18 protein-coding genes are annotated in these 23,171 nt (G+C 62.8%); 16 read left to right on the top strand and 2 right to left on the bottom strand.

Features of this window, described 5'->3' with window-relative positions; all coding sequences use genetic code 11:
* Positions 1–86: 86 nt before the first annotated feature.
* The 16 genes from dksA (at position 87) to C4K38_RS27395 (ending at position 21,721) form a co-directional block, all read left to right on the top strand.
* The gene (dksA, locus tag C4K38_RS27315; RefSeq protein WP_007924645.1) at positions 87–527 is read left to right on the top strand and encodes an RNA polymerase-binding protein DksA; all 441 of its coding nucleotides are present in this window, start codon (positions 87–89) and stop codon (positions 525–527) included.
* A 134-nt stretch (positions 528–661) separates the two neighbouring features.
* Positions 662–1,546, top strand: a complete 885-nt coding sequence (gluQRS, locus tag C4K38_RS27320; protein ID WP_164487052.1) for a tRNA glutamyl-Q(34) synthetase GluQRS — start codon at positions 662–664, stop codon at positions 1,544–1,546.
* Positions 1,547–1,623: 77 nt separating this feature from the next.
* Positions 1,624–1,800 carry a hypothetical protein gene (locus C4K38_RS27325; protein WP_003176118.1) on the top strand — a complete coding sequence of 59 codons (177 nt, stop codon included), beginning with the start codon at positions 1,624–1,626 and terminating at the stop codon, positions 1,798–1,800.
* Positions 1,784–4,738: a sensor histidine kinase gene (locus C4K38_RS27330; protein WP_164487025.1), complete on the top strand. Its 2,955-nt coding sequence runs from the start codon at positions 1,784–1,786 to the stop codon at positions 4,736–4,738. Before C4K38_RS27325 ends, C4K38_RS27330 begins: the two co-directional genes overlap by 17 nt.
* 22 nt (positions 4,739–4,760) lie before the next feature.
* On the top strand, positions 4,761–6,197 hold the full coding sequence (locus C4K38_RS27335) for a sigma-54-dependent transcriptional regulator (protein WP_053280950.1): 1,437 nt from the start codon (positions 4,761–4,763) through the stop codon (positions 6,195–6,197).
* 734 nt (positions 6,198–6,931) lie between these two features.
* A complete protein-coding gene (locus tag C4K38_RS27345) occupies positions 6,932–8,335 on the top strand; it encodes a polynucleotide adenylyltransferase PcnB (RefSeq protein WP_053280951.1) in 1,404 nt (467 codons plus the stop codon).
* A 4-nt stretch (positions 8,336–8,339) separates the two neighbouring features.
* Positions 8,340–8,819, top strand: a complete 480-nt coding sequence (folK, locus tag C4K38_RS27350) for a 2-amino-4-hydroxy-6-hydroxymethyldihydropteridine diphosphokinase (protein ID WP_053280952.1) — start codon at positions 8,340–8,342, stop codon at positions 8,817–8,819.
* Between the two features lie 237 nt (positions 8,820–9,056).
* Positions 9,057–9,857 carry a 3-methyl-2-oxobutanoate hydroxymethyltransferase gene (gene panB, locus C4K38_RS27355; RefSeq protein ID WP_007924658.1) on the top strand — a complete coding sequence of 267 codons (801 nt, stop codon included), beginning with the start codon at positions 9,057–9,059 and terminating at the stop codon, positions 9,855–9,857.
* Positions 9,854–10,708: a pantoate--beta-alanine ligase gene (gene panC / locus C4K38_RS27360; RefSeq protein ID WP_053280953.1), complete on the top strand. Its 855-nt coding sequence runs from the start codon at positions 9,854–9,856 to the stop codon at positions 10,706–10,708. The genes panB and panC overlap by 4 nt, the downstream gene beginning before the upstream one ends.
* 109 nt (positions 10,709–10,817) lie before the next feature.
* Positions 10,818–11,198, top strand: coding sequence for an aspartate 1-decarboxylase (panD, locus tag C4K38_RS27365; protein WP_007924662.1), 381 nt, complete (start codon positions 10,818–10,820; stop codon positions 11,196–11,198).
* Between the two features lie 240 nt (positions 11,199–11,438).
* Positions 11,439–13,103, top strand: coding sequence for a glucose-6-phosphate isomerase (pgi, locus tag C4K38_RS27370; protein WP_025805362.1), 1,665 nt, complete (start codon positions 11,439–11,441; stop codon positions 13,101–13,103).
* A gap of 171 nt (positions 13,104–13,274) precedes the next feature.
* Positions 13,275–15,212, top strand: coding sequence for an acetate--CoA ligase (gene acs, locus C4K38_RS27375; protein ID WP_053280954.1), 1,938 nt, complete (start codon positions 13,275–13,277; stop codon positions 15,210–15,212).
* 39 nt (positions 15,213–15,251) lie between these two features.
* On the top strand, positions 15,252–16,118 hold the full coding sequence (locus C4K38_RS27380) for an oxygenase MpaB family protein (protein WP_053280955.1): 867 nt from the start codon (positions 15,252–15,254) through the stop codon (positions 16,116–16,118).
* A 151-nt stretch (positions 16,119–16,269) separates the two neighbouring features.
* On the top strand, positions 16,270–17,448 hold the full coding sequence (locus tag C4K38_RS27385) for an acetyl-CoA C-acetyltransferase (protein ID WP_081364198.1): 1,179 nt from the start codon (positions 16,270–16,272) through the stop codon (positions 17,446–17,448).
* Between the two features lie 227 nt (positions 17,449–17,675).
* Positions 17,676–18,692: a class I SAM-dependent rRNA methyltransferase gene (locus C4K38_RS27390; RefSeq protein ID WP_053280956.1), complete on the top strand. Its 1,017-nt coding sequence runs from the start codon at positions 17,676–17,678 to the stop codon at positions 18,690–18,692.
* A gap of 101 nt (positions 18,693–18,793) precedes the next feature.
* Positions 18,794–21,721, top strand: coding sequence for a DUF748 domain-containing protein (locus C4K38_RS27395; protein ID WP_081001595.1), 2,928 nt, complete (start codon positions 18,794–18,796; stop codon positions 21,719–21,721).
* Positions 21,722–21,922: 201 nt separating this feature from the next.
* Here the strand turns inward: C4K38_RS27395 and C4K38_RS27400 are convergent, their stop codons facing one another.
* Complete coding sequence (locus C4K38_RS27400) at positions 21,923–22,279, bottom strand: BON domain-containing protein (protein ID WP_053280958.1); 357 nt, start codon at positions 22,277–22,279, stop codon at positions 21,923–21,925.
* A 289-nt stretch (positions 22,280–22,568) separates the two neighbouring features.
* The gene (locus tag C4K38_RS27405) at positions 22,569–22,985 is read right to left on the bottom strand and encodes a pilin (protein ID WP_053280959.1); all 417 of its coding nucleotides are present in this window, start codon (positions 22,983–22,985) and stop codon (positions 22,569–22,571) included.
* Positions 22,986–23,171 lie beyond the last annotated feature (186 nt).

Here is a 23,171-nt window from a genome sequence, read left to right on the forward strand (position 1 = left end):
CGCCCGCTTGCAGTCGCAGGGCCGGCATGTGTCGGTGATGGAGCAATCCTGCGCAATGGATTACATGAGTAGAGGCGGTCCATTTCATGCCCACCCAAGCAAAGCAACAGAATCAATCGATCAGCGGCTTCGAGCCTTATGTTGAAACCGCGGGCGAAGAGTACATGGGCAAGCCCATGCGCGAGCACTTCACCAAGATCCTGAACAAGTGGAAACAGGACTTGATGCAGGAAGTCGACCGCACTGTTGATCACATGAAAGACGAAGCAGCCAACTTCCCCGATCCGGCCGACCGTGCCAGCCAGGAAGAAGAATTCAGCCTGGAACTGCGCGCCCGCGACCGTGAGCGCAAGCTGATCAAGAAGATCGACAAGACGCTGCAACTGATCGAAGACGAAGAATACGGCTGGTGCGAATCCTGCGGCGTCGAGATCGGTATTCGCCGCCTGGAAGCCCGCCCTACCGCCGACATGTGTGTCGACTGCAAGACCCTGGCGGAAATCAAGGAAAAACAAGTCGGCAAGTAATCGCTGGCTTGAACGAAAAACGGAGCGTGCGAACGCTCCGTTTTTGTTTCTGACGTGCAAGTCCTTGAAGTCCCATTGCGAGCAAGCTTCGCTCCCAGGGGATCAGACCAAGTAACATCCTGCCCATGAATACCTTGACCTCTTCCTACACCGGGCGCTTCGCCCCAACCCCCAGCGGGCACCTGCATTTCGGCTCGCTGGTCGCAGCCCTGGCCTCCTACCTCGATGCTCGCGCCGTCGGCGGCCGCTGGCTGGTGCGCATGGAAGACCTCGATCCGCCTCGGGAAGAGCCCGGCGCCCAGGCGGCCATTCTCAAGGCCCTGGAAAGCTACGGCTTCGAGTGGGACGGCGAAATGGTCCGCCAGAGCGACCGGCACGCGGCCTACGCCGAAGTCCTCAACCGCCTGTTCAACCAGGGCCTGGCTTACGCCTGCACCTGCTCGCGCAAGCAACTGGAGCCCTACCACGGCATTTATCCAGGACTGTGCCGCAATGCCGGACATGGCCAGGAAGATGCCGCCATCCGCTTGCGCGTGCCGGAGCTGGAATATCGCTTCACCGACCGGGTCCAGGGCGAATTCCGCCAGCATCTGGGGCGCAATGTGGGCGACTTCGTGATCCGTCGCCGCGACGGTCTCTACGCCTATCAACTGGCGGTGGTGCTCGACGACGCCTGGCAAGGGGTGACCGATATCGTGCGCGGTGCCGACCTGCTGGATTCCACCCCGCGCCAGCTGTACCTGCAGGAGCTGCTCGGCCTGCCACAGCCGCGTTACCTGCATGTGCCGCTGATCACCCAGCCGGACGGGCATAAACTGGGCAAGTCCTACCGCTCCCCACCGCTGGCCGCGGACCAGGCCACGCCGCTGCTGTTGCGTGCCTTGCGCGCCCTGGGGCAGAAAACCGACAGCGAAATGGTCCATGCCAGCCCTCGGGAAGTGCTGACTTGGGGCATCGAACACTGGGATGCTTTACTGATCCCACGCACACTGAGCGTGCCCGAAGCGCAAATACGCTGACGCCCCTTGCAGGTTGGCGCCCATCCGTTACCATCGCCGCACGTTTTCGGGCACGCACACAATAAAGAGAGGCCGAGATGTACATCTATCGCTTGGTCCTGCTGCTGGTAGTGGGGATCTATCTGTTCTCCCCCGCCATCATGGATTGGTGGATCGATGCTACGGGCGCCTGGTATCGCCCGTATCTGCTCTGGCTGATCCTGATCGTCGTGACCTTCATCCTGCAGAGCCAAAAAGATGCCGATGAGCTTTAGCCTGACCCAGATGATCCTGATCAGCGCCGCGTACCTGCTGGTGCTGTTCGGGGTGGCCTGGATCAGCGAACGCGGCATGATCCCGCGCTCGATCATCCGCCACCCGCTGACCTACACCCTGTCCCTCGGGGTCTACGCCAGCGCCTGGGCTTTTTATGGCACGGTCGGCCTGGCCTATCAGTACGGCTACGGTTTTCTTTCCAGCTATCTCGGGGTCTCCGGCGCCTTCCTGCTGGCGCCGGTGCTGCTTTACCCGATCCTGAAAATCACCCGCACCTACCAACTGTCGTCGCTGGCCGATCTGTTCGCCTTCCGTTTTCGCAGCACCTGGGCCGGCGCGCTGACCACGGTGATCATGCTGGTCGGCGTATTGCCGCTGCTGGCCTTGCAGATCCAGGCGGTCGCGGACTCCATCGGCATCCTCACTCGCGAGCCGGTGCAGCACCGGGTCGCCCTGAGTTTCTGTGCGCTGATCACCCTGTTCACTATCTTCTTCGGCTCCCGGCACATCGCCACCCGGGAGAAACACGAAGGCCTGGTGTTCGCCATCGCCTTCGAATCGGTGATCAAGCTGATCGCCATCGGCGGTGTCGGCCTCTATGCCCTGTACGGTGTATTCGATGGCCCGCAACAGCTGGAACTCTGGCTGCTGCAGAACCAGACCGCCCTCGCCGCCCTGCATACGCCACTGCAGGAAGGCCCCTGGCGCACCCTGCTGCTGGTGTTCTTCGCCTCGGCGATCGTGATGCCGCACATGTACCACATGACCTTCACCGAGAACCTCAACCCGCGCTCGCTGGTCAGCGCCAGCTGGGGCCTGCCGCTGTTCCTGTTGCTGATGAGCCTGGCGGTGCCGCTGATCCTCTGGGCCGGCCTGAAACTGGGCGCCACCACCAACCCCGAGTACTTCACCCTCGGCATCGGCATCGCCGCCAACAAACCGGCATTGGCCCTGATGGCCTATATCGGTGGGCTTTCCGCCGCCAGCGGCCTGATCATCGTCACCACCCTGGCGCTGTCGGGGATGGCCCTCAACCATCTGGTGCTGCCGCTGTATCAGCCACCGGCCGAAGGCAACATCTACCGCTGGCTGAAATGGACCCGCCGCGCGCTGATCGTGGCCATCATCATGGCCGGCTATGCCTTCTACCTGCTGCTGGGGGCCGAGCAGGACCTGGCCAACCTCGGCATCGTGGCCTTTGTCGCGACCCTGCAGTTCCTTCCTGGAGTGCTCTCGGTGCTGTACTGGCCAACCGCCAACCGGCGCGGCTTCATCGCCGGGCTGATGGCCGGGACGCTGGTATGGCTGGTAACCATGCTGCTGCCGCTGATCGGCAACCTGCAGGGCTTCTATATACCGCTGCTGAACATGATCTACGTGCTGGACGACACCAGCTGGCACATGGCAGCCATCGCCTCGCTGGCCGCCAACGTCCTGATGTTCACCCTGATTTCGCTGTTCACCAACGCCAGCTCCGAAGAAGCCAGCGCCGCCGAAGCCTGTGCGGTGGACAACGTGCGTCGGCCGCAACGTCGTGAGCTCCATGCCGCCTCGCCCCAGGAGTTCGCTACCCAGTTGGCCAAGCCCCTGGGCGCCAAGGCCGCGCAGAAGGAAGTCGAGCAGGCGCTGCGCGACCTGTACCTGCCCTTCGACGAGCGCCGTCCCTATGCCCTGCGCCGTTTGCGCGACCGTATCGAGGCCAACCTGTCCGGCCTGATGGGCCCCAGCGTGGCCCAGGACATGGTGGAAACCTTCCTGCCCTACAAGGCCGGCGGCGAAAACTACGTGACCGAAGACATCCACTTCATCGAAAGCCGGCTCGAGGACTACCACTCGCGCCTGACCGGCCTGGCCGCCGAACTCGATGCCTTGCGCCGCTATCACCGCCAAACCTTGCAGGAACTGCCGATGGGCGTCTGCTCCCTGGCCAAGGACAAGGAAATCCTCATGTGGAACAAGGCCATGGAAGAGCTGACCAGCATTCCGGCGCAGCATGTGGTCGGTTCGCGCCTGAGCACCATCGCCGATCCCTGGAAAGAGCTGCTGCAAGGCTTTATCAACGTACCGGACGAGCACTTGCACAAACAGCACCTGGCCCTCGACGGCCAGACCCGTTGGCTGAACCTGCACAAGGCCGCCATCGACGAACCCCTGGCCCCGGGCAACAGCGGCCTGGTGCTGCTGGTGGAAGACCTGACCGAAACCCAGATGCTCGAAGACAAGCTGGTGCATTCCGAGCGGCTGGCCAGCATCGGTCGCCTGGCCGCCGGCGTGGCCCATGAAATCGGCAACCCGATCACCGGTATCGCCTGCCTGGCGCAGAACCTGCGCGAAGAGCGCGAAGAGGACGGCGAACTCACCGAAATCAGCGGCCAGATCCTCGAGCAGACCAAGCGCGTGTCGCGCATCGTCCAGTCGCTGATGAGCTTCGCCCACGCCGGCAGCCATCAACACAACGACGAAGCCGTGTGCCTGGCCGAGGTGGCGCAGGACGCCATTGGCCTGCTGGCGCTGAACCGACGCAATTTCGAAGTGCAATTCTTCAACCTGTGCGATCCGGACCACTGGGTCGACGGCGACCCCCAGCGGCTCGCCCAGGTACTGATCAACCTGCTATCCAATGCCCGCGACGCATCACCGGCGGGCAGCGCGGTACGGGTCAAGAGCGAGGCCGGCGAACACACGATCGACCTGATCGTCGAAGACGAAGGCAGCGGCATCCCGTCGAGCATCATGGATCGGCTGTTCGAACCCTTCTTCACCACCAAGGATCCTGGCGAGGGCACCGGACTGGGCCTTGCACTGGTCTATTCCATCGTTGAAGAGCATTATGGACAAATCACCATCGACAGCCCGGCTGACACCGAAAGCCAACGCGGCACCCGTATCCGGGTGACCTTACCGCGTCATGTCGAAGCGACGTCCGCTGTGAACTGAGACCGTCGAGAGAATCGAATCAATGCCGCACATTTTGATCGTCGAAGACGAAACAATTATCCGCTCCGCCTTGCGCCGCCTGCTGGAACGCAACCAGTACCAGGTCAGCGAAGCCGGTTCCGTGCAGGAAGCACAAGAACGTTTCAGCATTCCCACGTTCGACCTGATCGTCAGCGACCTGCGCCTGCCAGGCGCCCCCGGCACCGAGCTGATCAAGCTCGGCCAGGGCACCCCGGTGCTGATCATGACCAGCTACGCCAGCCTGCGCTCGGCGGTCGACTCGATGAAGATGGGCGCGGTGGACTACATCGCCAAGCCTTTCGATCACGACGAAATGCTCCAGGCCGTGGCGCGCATCCTGCGCGACCGCCAGACCGCGCAGAGCAGCCCCAACGAGCGCCACGCCGCCAAGTCGGCCAACGGCGCGGACAAGGCTGGCGCCAGCGCCAGCAACGGCGAAATCGGCATTATCGGTTCCTGCCCACCCATGCAGGACCTGTACAGCAAGATCCGCAAGGTCGCTCCGACAGACTCCAATGTACTGATCCAGGGTGAATCCGGGACCGGCAAGGAACTGGTGGCCCGCGCCCTGCACAACCTGTCCAAGCGCGCCAAGGCACCGATGATCTCGGTGAACTGCGCGGCCATTCCGGAAACCCTGATCGAGTCCGAGCTGTTCGGTCACGAAAAAGGCGCCTTCACCGGTGCCAGCGCCGGGCGCGCCGGCCTGGTGGAAGCGGCGGACGGCGGCACTCTGTTCCTCGATGAAATCGGTGAATTGCCACTCGAAGCCCAGGCCCGCCTGCTGCGCGTGTTGCAAGAAGGCGAGATCCGCCGGGTCGGTTCGGTGCAATCGCAGAAGGTCGATGTGCGCCTGATCGCCGCGACCCACCGCGACCTCAAGAGCCTGGCCAAGATCGGCCAGTTCCGTGAAGACCTGTATTACCGCCTGCACGTGATTGCCCTGAAACTGCCAGCCCTGCGCGAGCGCGGTGCCGACGTCAACGAAATCGCCAATGCCTTCCTCGCCCGCCAGAGCGCGCGCGTGGGCCGCACGGACCTGAAATTCGCCCCGGACGCCGAGCAAGCCATTCGCCATTACTCTTGGCCCGGTAACGTTCGCGAACTGGAAAACGCCGTCGAGCGCTCGGTCATCCTGTGCGAAAGCCCGGAAATCTCCGCGGAGCTGCTGGGTATCGATATCGAACTGAGCGACCTGGAAGACGACGAATTCCTCGGCCTGGCGCCCCAGGCCGCCAATGCCAACAACAGCAGCCACGAGCCGACCGAAGACCTGTCGCTGGAAGACTACTTCCAGCATTTCGTTCTCGAGCACCAGGACCACATGACCGAGACCGAGCTGGCCCGCAAACTGGGCGTCAGCCGCAAATGCCTGTGGGAACGCCGCCAGCGCCTGGGCATCCCACGGCGCAAGACCGGGGTCGCCAGCGAAAGCTGAAACCCGGCGGTAACGGGTTGTGGGTAACACGCGACCTTGTGAAAAAACTGTTACCTCAGTCATTTCACGTAACAAAAGCCGGGGCTTACGGTAACGAAGCCCCGGCTTTTTTTCGCCTGTATAAACCGCCGAACCGCGCCTAACCCCTTGTTTTACTGGGCCTCGCAAAAGTTGGCACGGCACCTGCTATATGTTTGGTACAAGAACAATAACAAGCAATGCATAAGACAATAAAAATAAGACGAATCGACTCACGCACAATAAAAACAACACGGCGGAGGCGCAGCTAACTGATTCTTTTGGAGAGGCGTTGTCATTGGGGCTTGCCCCACAACCAGGCCGAGAACAACAAAAACTGCCCTAAGGCAGAGCCTGAACTGGTTGGATCACTGATCATCGCAACACAGCGACCAAAGCAATCCGTTTGCTCTTGGCTCCCGATTGGGAGGGTCACTCTGGGTTAACCAGGTGACAAGGGCGTTAAACAAAAACAAGAAGCCCGAAACCAATAATAAAAATAGAGCACGCAAACACTTCTGGGGGAGCTTCGGCTCCCCTTGTGGTTTCCGCGATTGCGGTTTTACTCACGCAAAGCCCCGCCAACCCGCGTTCCAAAGCGCTGCGCACGACTCGCCGCAGCTTCCTACACCATCCCCCGACTAAATGCTAGAATCCCCGCCCATCATGCGGTCATTCTTCGTTATGGCCGAACATTCCTTCAAACAGTGCATCCCATGCTGAAGAAGTTGTTCCAGTCATTCCGTTCTCCCTTGCGTCGTACGCAACACAAACGCAGCACGCCTGAAGTGCTCAACAGCAGCCAACACTCGCTGCAACGCGCCCAGTTCAGCCGTTATGCGGTGAACATCGTCGAACGCCTGCAGAACGCCGGCTACCAGGCCTACCTGGTCGGCGGCTGCGTGCGCGACATGCTGCTCAATATCACCCCCAAGGATTTCGACGTCGCCACCAGCGCCACGCCGGAACAGGTAAGGGCCGAATTCCGCAACGCCCGGATCATCGGCCGTCGGTTCAAGCTGGTGCATATCCACTTCGGCCGCGAAATCATCGAGGTCGCGACCTTCCGCGCCAATCACCCGCAAAACGATGAAGAGGAAGACAGCAACCAATCCTCGCGCAACGAAAGCGGGCGCATCCTGCGCGACAACGTGTACGGCACCCTCGAAGAGGACGCCCAGCGCCGCGACTTCACCATCAATGCCCTGTATTACGATCCGGTCAGCGAACGCATCCTCGATTACGCCAACGGCGTGCACGACATTCGCAATCACCTGATCCGCCTGATCGGCGATCCACGCCAGCGCTACCAGGAAGATCCGGTACGCATGCTGCGGGCCGTGCGCTTCGCGGCGAAGCTGGATTTCGGCATCGAGAAACACACTGCCACGCCGATCCGCGACCTGGCCCCCATGCTGCGGGAAATCCCCTCGGCCCGCCTGTTCGAGGAAGTACTCAAGCTGTTCCTGTCCGGCCATGCCGCCGACACCTTCGAGATGCTGGTCGACCTGCAACTGTTCGATCCGCTGTTCCCGGCCAGCGCCGAGGCGCTGGAGTACAACCCGACCTACACCCACACACTGATCAGCGAAGCCCTGGTCAATACCGACCTGCGCATCAAGCAGAACAAGCCGGTAACCCCGGCTTTCCTGTTCGCCGCGCTGCTGTGGCCGGCCCTGCCGGCTCGCGTGCTGCGCCTTCAGGAACGTGGCATGCCGCCGATTCCGGCGATGCAGGAAGCTGCTCACGAATTGATCAGCGAACAGTGCCAGCGCATCGCCATTCCAAAACGCTTCACCATGCCGATCCGCGAAATCTGGGACATGCAGGAACGCCTGCCACGTCGCAGCGGCAAGCGCGCCGACCAGCTGCTGGACAACCCGCGGTTCCGCGCCGGTTATGACTTCCTGCTGCTGCGCGAAAGCGCCGGCGAACAGACCGATGGCCTGGGCGAGTGGTGGACCGACTATCAGGACGCCAACGAAGCCGGGCGCCGCGACATGATTCGCGACCTGAGCGGCAAGGACGAAGCGGGCACAGGTCCGCGCAAGCGTCGCCGCAGCAGTGGCGCCAAACGCAAACGCGCCACCGCCGGCGCACCGGGCGCTTCCGGCGAATAACCCAATGGAACGCATCTACATCGGCATGGGCAGCAATCTGGCTGCCCCGGCGGAGCAATTGCGCAGCGCGATCGACGCGCTGTCGCAGTTGCCGCACAGCCAACTGGCGGGAGTCTCGGCCTTCTATCAAAGCGACTCCCTGCTGCCCGGCCAACCACGCTACACCAACGCCGTGGCCGCCCTGGACAGCAGCCTCGCGCCTCTTGAACTGCTGGACGCGTTGCAAGCCATCGAAAACGGCCAGGGCCGCGAGCGTCTCGAGCGCTGGGGACCGCGCACCCTGGACCTGGACATCCTGCTGTTCGGCGACCGCCTGATCGACGAAGCGCGGCTCAAGGTCCCGCATTACCACATGCAGGCCCGGGCCTTCGTCCTCTATCCCCTGGCCGAACTGGCCCCCGCCGACCTGCAACTGGCCGACGGCCGCCACCTGCGCGATCTGCTCGCCGTCTGCCCATTTGTCGGCCTGGAACGTCTGGCCTGACTGCTGAAACGCATCAGTTACGGCGGTAACACTCACGCCGTAACAATGCGGTAACACATGCAATTGACTTCCCGAGTTCTCCTCACGACTATAGGCGTCCCGTTGCCGCCAACACGGCGTTACAGGGCGCAATCCAGGCCTTATAAGCACGACAACAGACCGTGCGCCTGCATAAACGAAGAATTACGCGCGTTACTCGCAGCAGTTTCCAGAGCGCCTGAATGAGGACCCTTTTTCATGCCAGACATCACCCTGACCACCCTGCAAGGCCTCAAGCAGAAAGGTGAAAAAATCACCATGCTGACCTGCTATGACGCAACCTTCGCCCACACCTGTTGCCAGGCCGGCGTTGAAGTACTGCTGGTGGGCGACTCCCTCGGCATGGTCTTGCAAGGGCACGACAGCACACTGCCAGTCACTACCGCCGAGATGGCCTACCACGTCGCCGCGGTCAAACGCGGTAACAGTGGCGCCCTGATCCTCGCCGACCTGCCGTTCATGGCCTACGCCACTACCGAACAGGCCCTGAACAACAGTGCCCAACTGATGCAGGCCGGTGCGCACATGATCAAGGTCGAAGGCGCGCTGTGGCTGGCGGAGTCCATCCGCCTGCTGGCCGAGCGCGGTATCCCGGTCTGCGCCCACATGGGCCTGACCCCGCAATCGGTGAACATCCTCGGCGGCTACAAGGTTCAGGGACGTAACGAAAACCAGGCCCGCCAGATGCGTGCAGACGCCATCGCCCTGGAAGCAGCCGGTGCGGCGATGCTGCTGCTCGAATGCGTGCCGAGCGAACTGGCGGCGGAAATCACCCAGGCGGTGAAGATTCCGGTGATCGGCATCGGTGCCGGCAGCGGCACCGACGGTCAGGTGCTGGTCCTGCACGACATGCTGGGCCTGTCCCTGAGCGGTCGCGCGCCGAAGTTCGTGAAGAACTTCATGGCTGGCCAGGAAAGTATCCAGGCGGCCCTGAGCGCCTACGTCAATGAAGTCAAGGCCGTGACCTTCCCAGGCGCCGAGCACGGGTTTTCTGCATGAATACTGTAAAAACCGTACGTGAACTGCGTGCCGCCGTGGCCCGTGCCCGCAGCGAGGGCAAGCGCATCGGCTTCGTACCGACCATGGGCAACCTGCACAGCGGGCATGCCGCCCTGGTGACCAAGGCGGCCCAGCGGGTGGACTTCGTGGTGGCGAGCATTTTCGTCAATCCGTTGCAGTTCGGCGCCGGCGAAGACCTCGACAAGTACCCGCGGACCCTGGCCGCCGACCAGGAAAAGCTCCTGCAAGCCGGTTGCCATCTGCTGTTCGCCCCGACCGTCGAAGAGATGTACCCCGACGGCATGGACGGCCAGACCCGGGTCAGCGTGCCGCAACTCTCCGAAGGCCTGTGCGGCGCCAGCCGTCCCGGGCATTTCGAAGGGGTGGCCACGGTGGTCAGCAAGCTGTTCAACATGGTGCAGCCGGACCTCGCGGTCTTCGGCCAGAAGGACTTCCAGCAACTGGCGGTGATCCGCGCCCTGGTGCATGACCTGAACATGCCGATCCAGATCATCGGCGAGCCCACCGTGCGTGCCGCCGACGGCCTCGCGCTGTCGTCGCGCAACGGCTACCTGAGCGAAGAACAGCGTGGCATCGCCCCCGCGATCTATCGTGGCCTGACTCAGATCGCCGAGGCCATCAGCCAGGGCGAGCGGGACTATCCAAAGCTGCTGGACGAACAGAAACAAGCGCTCGAAGCCGCCGGTTTCCGCCCGGATTACCTGGAAATCCGCCAGGCCCGGACCCTGCGCTCGGCCACCGCGCAAGACCGCGACCTGGTGATTCTGGCGGCGGCCTATCTGGGCGCTACCCGCCTGATCGACAACCTGCATCTGGACCTCGACGCCTAGGTTCCAAGGGCCGATTGCCCGAAGCCCGACCTTCGGGCAAACTGCCGCCGCCCGGGGCCTGCAGCGATGCTGCGGGCCCTGTTCGAGGACCTGATCGAGAGAACCAGTCATGCACGCCATCATGCTCAAGGCCAAGCTGCATCGCGCCGAAGTCACCCACGCTGTGCTCGACTACGAAGGCTCTTGCGCCATCGACGGCGAGTGGCTGGACTTGTCCGGTATCCGTGAGTACGAACAGATCCAGATCTACAACGTCGACAATGGCGAACGCTTCACCACCTACGCCATTCGTGGCGAAGAAGGCTCGCGCATGATCTCGGTCAACGGCGCCGCCGCGCACAAAGCCAAGGTCGGCGACCGGGTGATCATCTGCGCCTACGCTCACTACAGCGAAGCCGAACTGCTCAACTTCAAGCCGCGCATGCTCTATATGGCGCCGGGCAACGAACTGAGCCACACCAGCCATGCCATTCCGGTTCAGGTCGCCTGAGCCCCAATCATTCTCACCCCCTGAAATCCCGCTCATTGCGCAACTCTGAGGCGCCGGTATAAAAAAGTACCGGCCACAGGTCAGACAAAGCCAAGACAGATCAGCACGCGAGAGTTACTGTAATCGCCCTGCGTGCTTAATCGTGTCAGCGCAGGTTTGACCGAACGTTATTCTTCGAGCAGGACGTTCCGGGCTTTTCAGTGTCCAACAGGCAGTTCAAGTAAAAGGAAAACCGCAGCGATGGCGTACTACCGCACTCCTCACGACGTTACCGCTCTGCCCGCCTGGCAAGCGTTGAATGACCACCGCCAAGCCATGCAGGATTTCAGCATGCGCGAGGCCTTCAATTCCGACCCGCAGCGCTTTCATCAATTCAGCCTCAGCGGCTGTGGGCTTTTTCTCGATTACTCGAAGAACCTGATCACCTCCGAAACCCGCAACCTGCTGGTGGGCCTGGCCAATGAAGCCGGTCTGCAGGACGCGATCAAGGCACTGTTCGCCGGTGAGCTGGTCAACTCTTCCGAAGGCCGTCCGGCCCTGCACACCGCCCTGCGCCGCCCGGTGGGCGACAAGCTGTCGGTCAATGGCGTCAACGTGATGCCGGAAGTGCACAAGGTGCTGAACCAGATCACCGAGCTGGTCGGGCGCATCCATGACGGCCTGTGGCGCGGCTACACCGAGAAGCCGATCACCGACGTGGTGAACATCGGCATCGGCGGTTCCTTCCTCGGCCCCGAGCTGGTGTCCGAAGCCCTGCTGTCCTACGCCCAGAAAGGCGTGCGTTGCCATTACCTGGCCAATATCGACGGCAGCGAGTTCCACGAACTGTCGTCGAAGATCCGCGCCGAAACCACGCTGTTCATCGTCTCGTCGAAATCCTTCAACACCCTGGAAACCCTGAAGAACGCCCAGGCCGCACGCGCCTGGTACCTGGCTCAGGGCGGCTCCGAGGCCGAGCTGTATCGCCACTTCATCGCGGTGTCGAGCAACAACGCCGCCGCCGTGGCCTTCGGCATCCGCGAAGAGAACATCTTCCCGATGTGGGACTGGGTCGGCGGGCGTTACTCGCTGTGGTCGGCCATCGGCCTGCCGATCGCCCTGGCCATCGGCATGTCCAACTTCAAGGAACTGCTGTCCGGCGCCTACACCATGGACCAGCACTTCCAGACCGCGCCGTTCGAGCAGAACATGCCGGTCCTCCTGGCCCTGCTGGGCGTGTGGTACGGCAATTTCTGGGGCGCGCAAAGCCACGCGATCCTGCCGTACGACCACTACCTGCGCAACATCACCAAGCACTTGCAGCAGCTGGACATGGAATCCAACGGCAAGAGCGTGCGCCAGGACGGCACGCCGGTTTCCACCGACACCGGCCCGGTGATCTGGGGTGGCGTGGGCTGCAACGGTCAGCACGCCTACCACCAGTTGTTGCACCAGGGCACCCAGTTGATCCCGGCCGACTTCATCGTGCCGATCGTCAGCTTCAACCCGGTGGCCGACCATCACCAGTGGCTGTACGCCAACTGCCTGTCGCAAAGCCAGGCGCTGATGCTCGGCAAGACCCGCGCCGAGGCCGAGTCCGAGCTGCGCGAAAAAGGCATGAGCGAGGCCGAAGTCCAGAAGCTGGCACCGCACAAGGTGATCCCGGGCAACCGCCCGAGCAACACCCTGGTGGTCGAGCGCATCAGCCCGCGCCGTCTGGGCGCGCTGGTGGCAATGTACGAACACAAGGTCTTCGTGCAGAGCGTGATCTGGGGCATCAACGCCTTCGACCAATGGGGCGTGGAGCTGGGCAAGGAGCTGGGCAAGGGCGTCTACAACCGCCTGGTCGGCAGCGAAGAAACCCCGGCCGAAGATGCTTCGACCCAGGGCCTGATCAACTACTTCCGCGGTCGCCACCGCGGCTGATAACCCGCTGAAACCTCCCCTCGCGAACCGGCCCGCTGCTACGCAAACCCTTCCATTGCGTAGCAGCGGGCCGATTCACGATCGGTCGCCCAAGACCGCCCTCCCCTTGAACCCCTTCCGATCAAGGCGCATCTTTATCGCTTGTCGCTAAAACAAGAATAAGGAACCGTCATGTTCGATATCAGCATGTTCCCCAAAGCCGATGCCGTCCGCCGGGCTGCGCAATTGAGTCAGGACGACTACCAGCGGCTGTACCGCGAATCCATCGAGCACCCCAGCACCTTCTGGGCCGAACAGGCCAGCCGTTTTCTCCACTGGAGCGCACCCTGGCAAACCGTGCAGCGCTATGACCTGAAAACCGGTTCCGCGACCTGGTTCGCCGGTGGCCAGTTGAACGTCAGCTACAACTGCATCGACCGCCATCTGGAAAAACGCGGCGATCAGGTAGCGCTCATCTGGGAAGGCGACGACCCCGCCGAATCGCTACAAATCACCTACAAGAAACTCCATCACTACGTCTGCCGCCTGGCCAACGTCCTGAAAAGCCGCGGCGTGAAAAAGGGCGACCGGGTCTGCATCTACATGCCGATGATCCCCGAGGCGGCCTACGCCATGCTCGCCTGCACCCGTATCGGTGCGGTGCACTCGGTGGTCTTTGGTGGGTTCTCCCCGGACGCGCTGCGCGACCGCATTCTCGACGCCGACTGCCGCACCCTGATCACCGCTGACGAAGGGGTCCGCGGCGGCAAGTTCGTGCCCTTGAAAAACAACGTCGACAAGGCCCTGCAAAGCTGCCCGAACGTCAGCACGGTGGTGGTGGTCGAGCGCACCCAGAACCCGGTGAACTGGGTCGAAGGCCGCGACCTCTGGTATCACCAGGCCATACGCGGCGTCGAGGACTACTGCCCGCCGCAACCGATGGACGCCGAAGACCCGCTGTTCATCCTCTACACCTCCGGCAGCACCGGCAAACCCAAAGGCGTGCTGCACACCACCGGCGGTTACCTGCTGCAAGCGGCGATGACCTTCAAATACGTACTGGACTACCGCGAAGGCGAAGTCTTCTGGTGCACCGCCGACGTCGGCTGGGTCACCGGCCACAGCTACATCGTCTATGGCCCATTGGCCAATGGCGCGACCAGCCTGATCTTCGAGGGCGTGCCCAGTTATCCGAGCAGTTCGCGCTTCTGGGAAGTCATCGACAAGCACCGGGTGAACATCTTCTACACCGCCCCCACCGCCTTGCGCGCGCTGATGCGCGAAGGTCCCGAGCCGCTGCAGCACACCTCGCGCAGCAGCCTGCGCCTGCTGGGCAGCGTCGGCGAGCCGATCAACCCGGAAGCCTGGGAGTGGTATTTCAATATCGTCGGCGAACAGCGCTGCCCAATCGTCGACACCTGGTGGCAGACCGAAACCGGCGGCATCATGCTCAGCCCGCTGGTCAGCGCCAGCCACATCAAGCCGGGCTGCGCCACCCGCCCGATGTTCGGGGTGCAGCCGGTGCTGCTGGACGAGCACGGCAAGGAAATCAGCGGCGCCGGCAGCGGCATCCTGGCGATCAAGGCCAGTTGGCCGGCGCAGATCCGCAGCGTCTACGGCGACCCGCAGCGCATGGTCGAGACCTATTTCAAACCCTACCCGGGCTACTACTTCACCGGCGACGGCGCGCGGCGCGATGAAGACGGCGATTACTGGATCACCGGACGCATCGACGACGTGATCAACGTGTCCGGCCATCGCATCGGCACCGCCGAAGTCGAGAGCGCCCTGGTCCTGCACGACAGCATCGCCGAGGCCGCGGTGGTCGGTTACCCCCACGACCTCAAGGGCCAGGGCATCTATGCCTTTGTCACCCCGATGAATGGCGTCGAACCCAACGACGAATTGAAGCAAGAGCTGTTGAGCCTGGTCAGCCGCGAGATCGGCAGTTTCGCCAAGCCGGAGCTGATCCAGTGGGCGCCGGCCTTGCCGAAAACCCGCTCGGGCAAGATCATGCGGCGTATCCTGCGCAAGATCGCCTGCAATGAGCTCGACAGCCTGGGCGATACCTCGACCCTGGCCGACCCGAGCGTGGTCGAGGGCCTGATCGATAAACGCCTGAACCTCTGAGCGAGGCCTCGGGCCTCAACCAAGGAACAGCCAAGCGGTATGGAATTCATTCGCAGTCGTATCGAAACCCAGGTGATGAGCCTGGGTGGCCTGTCGCTGGGCCAGCTCGACCTGGACAACCCCAAGGGCGACCCGGGCCTGTTCGGCCCGGACGCCATCTGCTGGCAGGTGCATGGCGATTTCAGCAGCATGCTGATCGGCGGCATCAGCGCCTTGTTGATGCAGGCCCTGCATCCGCTGGCCCTGGCCGGGGTCTGGGATCACTCGAACTTCCGGGAAGACATGATCGGGCGCCTGCGGCGTACCGCGCAGTTCATTTCCGGCACCACCTTCGGCTCGCGGCAGGATGCCGAATGGCTGATCGACAAGGTGCGCACCATTCACCTGCAGATCGTCGGCCATGCGCCAGACGGCCGGCCCTATGCCGCCAGCGATCCGCAACTGCTGACCTGGGTGCATGTGGCCGAAGTCAGCAGCTTTCTGGCGGCGCATTTGCGTTACCGCAATCCGCAGCTGTCGCCTGCCGACCAGGACCGTTACTACGGGGAAGTCGCGCTGATCGCCGAGCGTCTTGGCGCCAGTGATGTACCGCGCTCGCGCCGGGCCGTGGCGGATTACCTGGCACGGATGCGCCCACAGCTGCTCTGCGATGAACGCAGCCGCGAAGTGCTGCGCCTGCTGCTGGCGGCCCCCGCCCCAAGCCGCCTGGCCAAGCCATTCGGCTCGTTGATGATGCAGGCCGGCATCGACCTGCTGCCCGACTGGGCCAGCAACATGCTTGGCGTCAACCAGGGGCTGCTGCAACGCCAGTTGATCCGCGCCAGCGTCAACCGCAGTGCGCCAATGCTGCGCTGGGCGGTACGCAATGGCTCGATACATCGCGCACGCCGGCGCATGGGCCTGTAATAGCCGACCGGGCGAACAGAACGCGACTCACCGGTTCGCGATTGGCGGCGTCGCGACCTTCTATGCAACCATGATTTTCCAAGTTCTCGCGCATCGGTCCCCTGTCTATATCCACCGACCGATGCCGCCCATAGCAATGAGGATTCGCGCCATGCAAGACGTCGTAATCGTTGCCGCCACCCGCACCGCGGTCGGCAGTTTCCAGGGTTCGCTGGCGAACATCTCCGCGGTCGATCTCGGCGCCGCGGTGATCCGCCAGCTGCTGGCCCAGACCGGCCTGGAGGGCGCCCAGGTCGATGAAGTGATCATGGGCCAGGTGCTCACCGCCGGCGCCGGGCAGAACCCCGCGCGCCAGGCCGCGATCAAGGCCGGCCTGCCCCACGCCGTGCCGGCGCTGACCCTGAACAAGGTCTGCGGCTCCGGCCTCAAGGCCCTGCACCTGGGCGCCCAGGCGATCCGCTGCGGCGACGCCGAGGTGATCATCGCCGGCGGCCAGGAAAACATGAGCCTGGCCAACTACGTGCTGCCCGGCGCCCGCACCGGCCTGCGCATGGGTCACAGCCAGATCGTCGACACCATGATCAGCGATGGCCTGTGGGATGCCTTCAACGACTACCACATGGGCATCACCGCCGAGAACCTGGTGGACAAATACGGCATCAGCCGCGAAGCCCAGGACGCCTTTGCCGCCGCCTCGCAGCAGAAGGCCGTGGCCGCCATCGAAGGCGGACGTTTCGTCGATGAAATCACCCCGATCCTGATTCCCCAGCGCAAGGGCGACCCAATTGCCTTCGCCACCGACGAACAGCCGCGCGCCGGCACCACCGCCGAATCCCTGGGCAAGCTCAAGCCAGCCTTCAAGAAAGACGGCACGGTCACCGCCGGCAACGCCTCGTCGCTGAACGACGGCGCCGCCGCGGTGATCCTGATGAGCGCCGCCAAAGCCAAGGCCCTGGGCCTGCCGGTGCTGGCGAAGATCGCCGCCTACGCCAACGCCGGGGTCGACCCGGCGATCATGGGCATCGGCCCGGTATCGGCCACCCGCCGCTGCCTGGACAAGGCCGGCTGGTCCCTGGAGCAGCTGGACCTGATCGAAGCCAACGAAGCCTTCGCCGCCCAGTCGTTGTCGGTGGGCAAGGAACTGGGTTGGGACGCGAGCAAGGTCAACGTCAACGGCGGCGCCATCGCCCTCGGCCACCCGATCGGCGCCTCGGGCTGCCGGGTGCTGGTGACCCTGCTGCACGAGATGCTCAAGCGCGATGCCAGGAAAGGCCTGGCGACCTTGTGCATCGGCGGCGGTCAGGGCGTGGCGTTGGCTATCGAACGCTAACCCAGCGCCCTTCCTGTAGGAGCGAGGCTTGCCCGCGAAAGAAACGTCATCCCACCGCGGCGCTATAGACATACCGCGTCACCGTTGACGATTTATCGCGGGCAATCGAGCGTCGACCGGCCGCTCCTACAGAACCATGCCCCACCCCACTCCTCGACCGGCTGTTCCTACAGAGGGTCGGGCGAAGCTGGTAAACTGCCCCGCCCAATCATCCGCAAGGCGCCCGCATGTCTTCCTTGAATCAGGCGCTGCGCGCCGCCCTCGATCATCGCCAGGACCTGCTCGTCGAGCTGCATCACCAAGGCACCGACTGCTATCGGCTGTTCCATGGCAGCCAGGAAGGCGCCGGGGGCCTGACCATCGACCGTTACGGCCGACAGCTGCTGGTGCAAAGCTTTCACCAGACGCTGGAACGCGATGCCTTGCTGCAATTGCATGAGACCGTCCAGGAGCAGCTGGGCCTGGACACCCTGCTGGTCTACAACGATCGCTCCCGGGGCAATTCACGCATCGACCGCGAAGATCCGGTTTACCGCGCCGAAGAAGAGGCGCTGAAAGACCTGGTCGGCCACGAATGGGGCTTGAATTACCGGGTACGCGGTCGCCATGCCGGCCAGGACCCGCTGCTGTTTCTCGACCTGCGCAACGCCCGTGGCTGGGTCAAAGCCCACAGCGCCGGCAAAAGCGTGCTGAACCTGTTCGCCTATACCTGCGGTGTCGGCCTGAGTGCCGCGGCAGGTGGCGCCCGCGAGGTGTGCAACCTGGACTTCGCCGAGGGCAACCTGGCCGTCGGCCGCGAGAACGGCCAGCTCAATCCGCAATTGCCGGCCATGCAGTTCGTGCAATCGGATTACTTCCCGGCGATCCGGCAGCTGGCCGGCCTGCCCATCACCCAGCGTCGTGGGCAAAAGCTGCCCAGCTACCCACGCCTGGAACAGCGCCAGTACGACCTGGTGCTGCTCGACCCGCCGGCCTGGGCCAAGAGTGCATTCGGCACCGTCGACCTGTTGCGCGACTATCAGAGCCTGCTCAAGCCGGCCCTGCTGGCGACCGCCGACAATGGCGTGCTGATCTGCTGCAACAACCTGGCGAAAGTCACGCTGGACGACTGGCGCGAACAAGTGCTGCGCTGTGCCAAAAAAGCCGGGCGCCCGGTACGCGAATGGCAGGTGCTGACACCTGGTCGCGACTTCCCTTCCATGGACCAGCAACCGCCGCTCAAGACCCTGATCCTGCATCTCTGATCTCCTGCGAGGAATCTGAACAATCCTGTTTGCGACAGGATTGGGATTGTTTCGGAACCGGAAACGCGTGCCATACTCCAACGCACTTCCGATTCAGATAGATGAAGCCTCGCATGTCCAAAGGATTGATCCGCGCTATCGGCGCCTTGTTGACCGCTCTCGCCCTGTACAGCCTGCTGGGCTTTCTGATTTTGCCGGGCATTGCCTTGCGGGTGGCCAATCAACAGTTGGCCAACTACGCGACGGTACCGGCAAAGATCCAGCGCATCGAACTCAATCCGTTCAGTCTCGAACTGACGCTCTGGGGCCTGAATATCGGTGAGCCGGGCAAGGAGCAGGTGGCCTTCGAGCGTCTCTACGCCAACCTGCAACTGGACAGCCTCTGGACCCGCGCGCTGCACCTGGCCGACGTCGAGCTGGACAAACCCAAGACCGAGATCCTGTTCGCCAAGGACGGCAAGCTCAACCTGCTGGGCCTGTTCAACCTGCCCGCCAGCGAACCCACTCCGGACGACCCCGAGGCCAAGCCGTTCCCCCTGCGTATCGAGCGCATCAAACTGGCGGGCGGTTATGTGCACTTCCAGGACACGCGGCCCAGCGAGCCCATCGACTTCCTCTACGACAAGCTCAATCTGGAACTGAAGAATCTCAGCACCCTGCCCGACGACAGTGCCGACATGACCCTGGTCGCCGCGGGACCCGCGGGCGGTCAGATCGATTGGAGCGGCAATTTCAGCCTGACCCCGATCGCCTCCGAAGGTACCCTGAAAGTCACCGACGGCAAGATGAAGGCCTGGTGGCCCTATGTCCGCGATGCCTTGCCGCTGGTTCTCGAAGACGGCGTGCTGAACCTCAACACCCACTACAAGCTGAACCTGGCCAAGGAAACCGAACTGCTGCTCAGCGATGCCTCGGTCAGCGTCGCCCCCTTCGCCATCAAGGCCCCCGACGGTCGGCCACTGGCCCGCCTGGAGCGCCTGGACATCAGTGAAACCACGGTCGACCTGGCCAAGCAGCAAGTGGTGGTCGGCAAGATCCGCAGCCAGAAACTGGAAACCTGGGCCGCCCTGGAGGCCGATGGTCAACTGGACTGGCAGAAACTGTTCGCCAGCCAGCCGGCCAAACCGGCCGCCAAGCCCGCTCCGGCCGCCGCCGATACGCAACCGGCAGCCCCGGCGCCAAGCAAACCCTGGCAGGTGCTGCTCAAGGACGTGCAACTGCGCAATTACCAGGTGCACCTGGCGGACCGTCAGGCCAAGCCGGCGGTGGCGCTGGAGGTCGGGCCACTGAACCTCGATGTGCAGAACTTCGACAGCCTCAACCAGTCGCCTTTCAACCTCAAGCTCGACACCGGGCTGGGCAAGCAGGGCAAAGTCCTCGCCAGCGGCGTGGTCAACCTGCAACCGGTGACCGCCAAGCTGGCGGTGCAAACCAAGGACATCGACCTGCGGGTCGCCCAGTCCTACATCAGCCCGTTCATTCGCCTGGAGCTGCGCAGCGGCATGCTCGGCAGCGACCTGGCGGTGGACCTGAAAAACATCGACCCCCTGACATTCAGCGTGACCGGCCGCGCCCAGGTCGACCAGTTGCATACCCTGGACACCCTGAAAACCCGCGACTTCGTGAAATGGCAGCAGTTGGTGCTCGAAGGCCTGAACTATCAGCACGGCGACAGCCTGACGATCAACAAGGTCAACCTGCTGCAGCCCTATGCGCGCTTCATGATCAACGATGACCGCACCACCAACATCGATGACCTGCTGATCCCGCAACCGGCCGACAGCGCTGCGAAAGGTGCCGCCAAGCCGGCCGCCAAGGAAAAACCCCTGGGCATCCATATCGGCCAGATCGCTATCAACGACGGTTCGGCCAACTTCGCCGACTTCAGCCTGACCCCCAACTTCGCCACGGCCGTCCAGCAGCTCAACGGCCAGATCGGCACCATCGACAGCCGCCAGGCAAAACCGGCCAGCGTCGATATCAAGGGCAAGGTCGATCGTTATGCGCCGGTCACCATCAAGGGCAGCGTGAACCCCTTCGATCCGATGGCCGCGCTGGACATCGCCACCAGTTTCAAACGCGTCGAACTGACCACCCTGACCCCCTACTCCGGCAAGTTCGCCGGCTACCGTATCCGCAAGGGCCGGCTCAACCTCGACCTGCACTACGTCATCACCAACGGCCAGCTCAAGGCCGAAAACAAAGTGGTGGTCGAACAACTGGAGCTGGGGGAAAAAGTCGACAGCCCGGATGCCGTGAGCCTGCCACTGAAACTGGCGGTCGCCTTGCTCAAGGATGTCGACGGCAAGATCTCCATCGAACTGCCGGTGACCGGCGACCTCAACAACCCGCAATTCAGCGTCATGCCGATTGTCTGGCAAACCCTGCGCAACCTGATCGTCAAGGCCGCCGCCGCCCCCTTCAAACTGATTGGCGGGCTGGTCGCGGGCAGTGGCTCGGAAGACCTGGGCAGCGTCTCGTTCGCCCCGGGCTCGAGTGACTTGACCCCGGAATCGGAAGCGGCGCTGGTCAAGCTGTCCAACGCACTCAAGGAGCGGCCGGCCCTGCGTCTGGAGATCGAAGGTACCGCCGCGCAGAGCAGCGATGGCCCGCTGATCGCCGAGCAACGCCTGGAGCGGGAATACCAGTACAACTACTACAAGATGCTCCAGCGTCGCGGCGACAAGGTGCCGGCCCAGGCATCCTTGCTGAAGGTGCCGGAAGGCGAGAAAGGTCCGCTGCTGGAAGGCATCTATCGCACCCGCCTCAAGGCCCAGCCACCGGCCGAATGGAAGGATCTGGGCAAGGAAGAGCGCACCGCGAAAATGCGGGAAGGCGTGATCCAGTTCTGGAGCGGCAGCGATGTGCTGTTGCGCCAGCTGGGCCAGGAACGGGCCAGCAGCATCAAGGACTTCCTGGTGGACAAGGGCCAACTGACGGACGACCGGGTGTACTTCATCGACGCCAACCTCGGCCAGGCCGAAAGCGACGGCCGGGTCATTACCCCCATGCACCTGGACGCCGAATAACCGCCCTCCCCGCCGACTCGGAAACGGGTCGGCCCTGCGGTTTCCCCGCCATGAACAGAACAGGCCCCGACACACTGTGCCGGGGCCTGTTCTGTTTACAAAAGGAGCCACTTCCCTGTGGCCATTCGCATGAACCTTCAAGAAAGCGGCAGATGAACCCTCTACCGCGTTTTCTCCCTGTCCAGGAAAGAAGCTTGAGGCTTAGTTGGTTTTCAAACCGTCAGCCGATACTGCCTTCACGCCTTTGATGTTCTTGGCGATGTTGACGGCGACTTCTTTCTGCGACGCGGTCAGAGCAGTGGTAGAGGACAGGGAAACCACACCCTTGTTGGTTTCAACCTTGATGTCGGTACCAGGAATGCCTTTTTCAGTTACGAGATCCGCTTTGACTTTGGTGGTGATCCAGGTGTCGGAAGTGGCTTCCTTGGCCTTGGTCACTTCACCCGCCGCGAGCACCATTGGCGCCTGAGTAGCTTGAGTGGTCTGGGCAAATGCGACGTTAGCCATGGCCAGGGTCAGAGCGGTAGCAGTTGCAGCAGCGATAGCGAACTTCTTCATACGAGTAACTCCTGTTCTTCTGGAAAACCTGCTCCAGGTCCTGGCAGCAGGGTTACTTAAGTAGATTGCAGGCGTTATGCCAAGTTCATAAAAACGATAAAACCCTTAAATATCAATAAATTATAAAATAATCTAAACACGCGCGATCATGCAAAATGCATGACCTGCGAATAATCTGCATGCAAGTTGCATTTCTCAATGGCCGAGCTAACTTCCTGAATTCTCGGTACTTTCCCAAAAGGCGCGGTGGCGCGTGGCGTTTCACGCGCCGAGCACGCAAAAACCGGACTCAGCTGCCGCTGGCGGCGCAGCCTTTGGGGGAATAATCCGCGGGGACAGTGGTGGTGCAGACCCAGCCATCGGCCGTGGTGCGGGTCAGGGTGAGGGTCTTGTTCAGCACCGGCGCCGGTGCATTGAGGATGGTGCAGCCAATGGTTCCCGCTCCGGTCGAGGCGGAGCCCGCGGCGGTCATGGTGCAGTTCGACGTCGCCGCCTTACCCCCCACCAGCTCCAGGGTCGGGTCGCTGCCCTGGTTCAGCACGTCCTCGAAGTTGACCTTCAGCGCCGAGGCTTCGGCCAAGGCCGCGGTGACCTTGGCCCGCGCCTGGTATTTGGAATACAGCGGCATGGCAAAGGTGGCCAGGATGCCGATGATCGCCACGACGACCAGCAACTCGATCAAGGTAAAACCTTTCTGATACTTCATCTATCTGCTCCAAGCAGGGGATATCCAAGGATCTGGGCACTCACCACACAGCCATAGCACAGCCTGTGCCAGCGCCTGCGCCCCCGGGCGAACGGGGTTTCAGCGGCGCGGACCGGCGGCAGTGAGCGCCAGAAGTCGCACTATCTGACACTTTTGGTCAGCCAAGTGCCCTGGGCCGATCGCCTT

This window comes from Pseudomonas chlororaphis subsp. piscium, assembly GCF_003850345.1.
Classification (GTDB): Bacteria; Pseudomonadota; Gammaproteobacteria; order Pseudomonadales; family Pseudomonadaceae; genus Aquipseudomonas; species Aquipseudomonas piscium.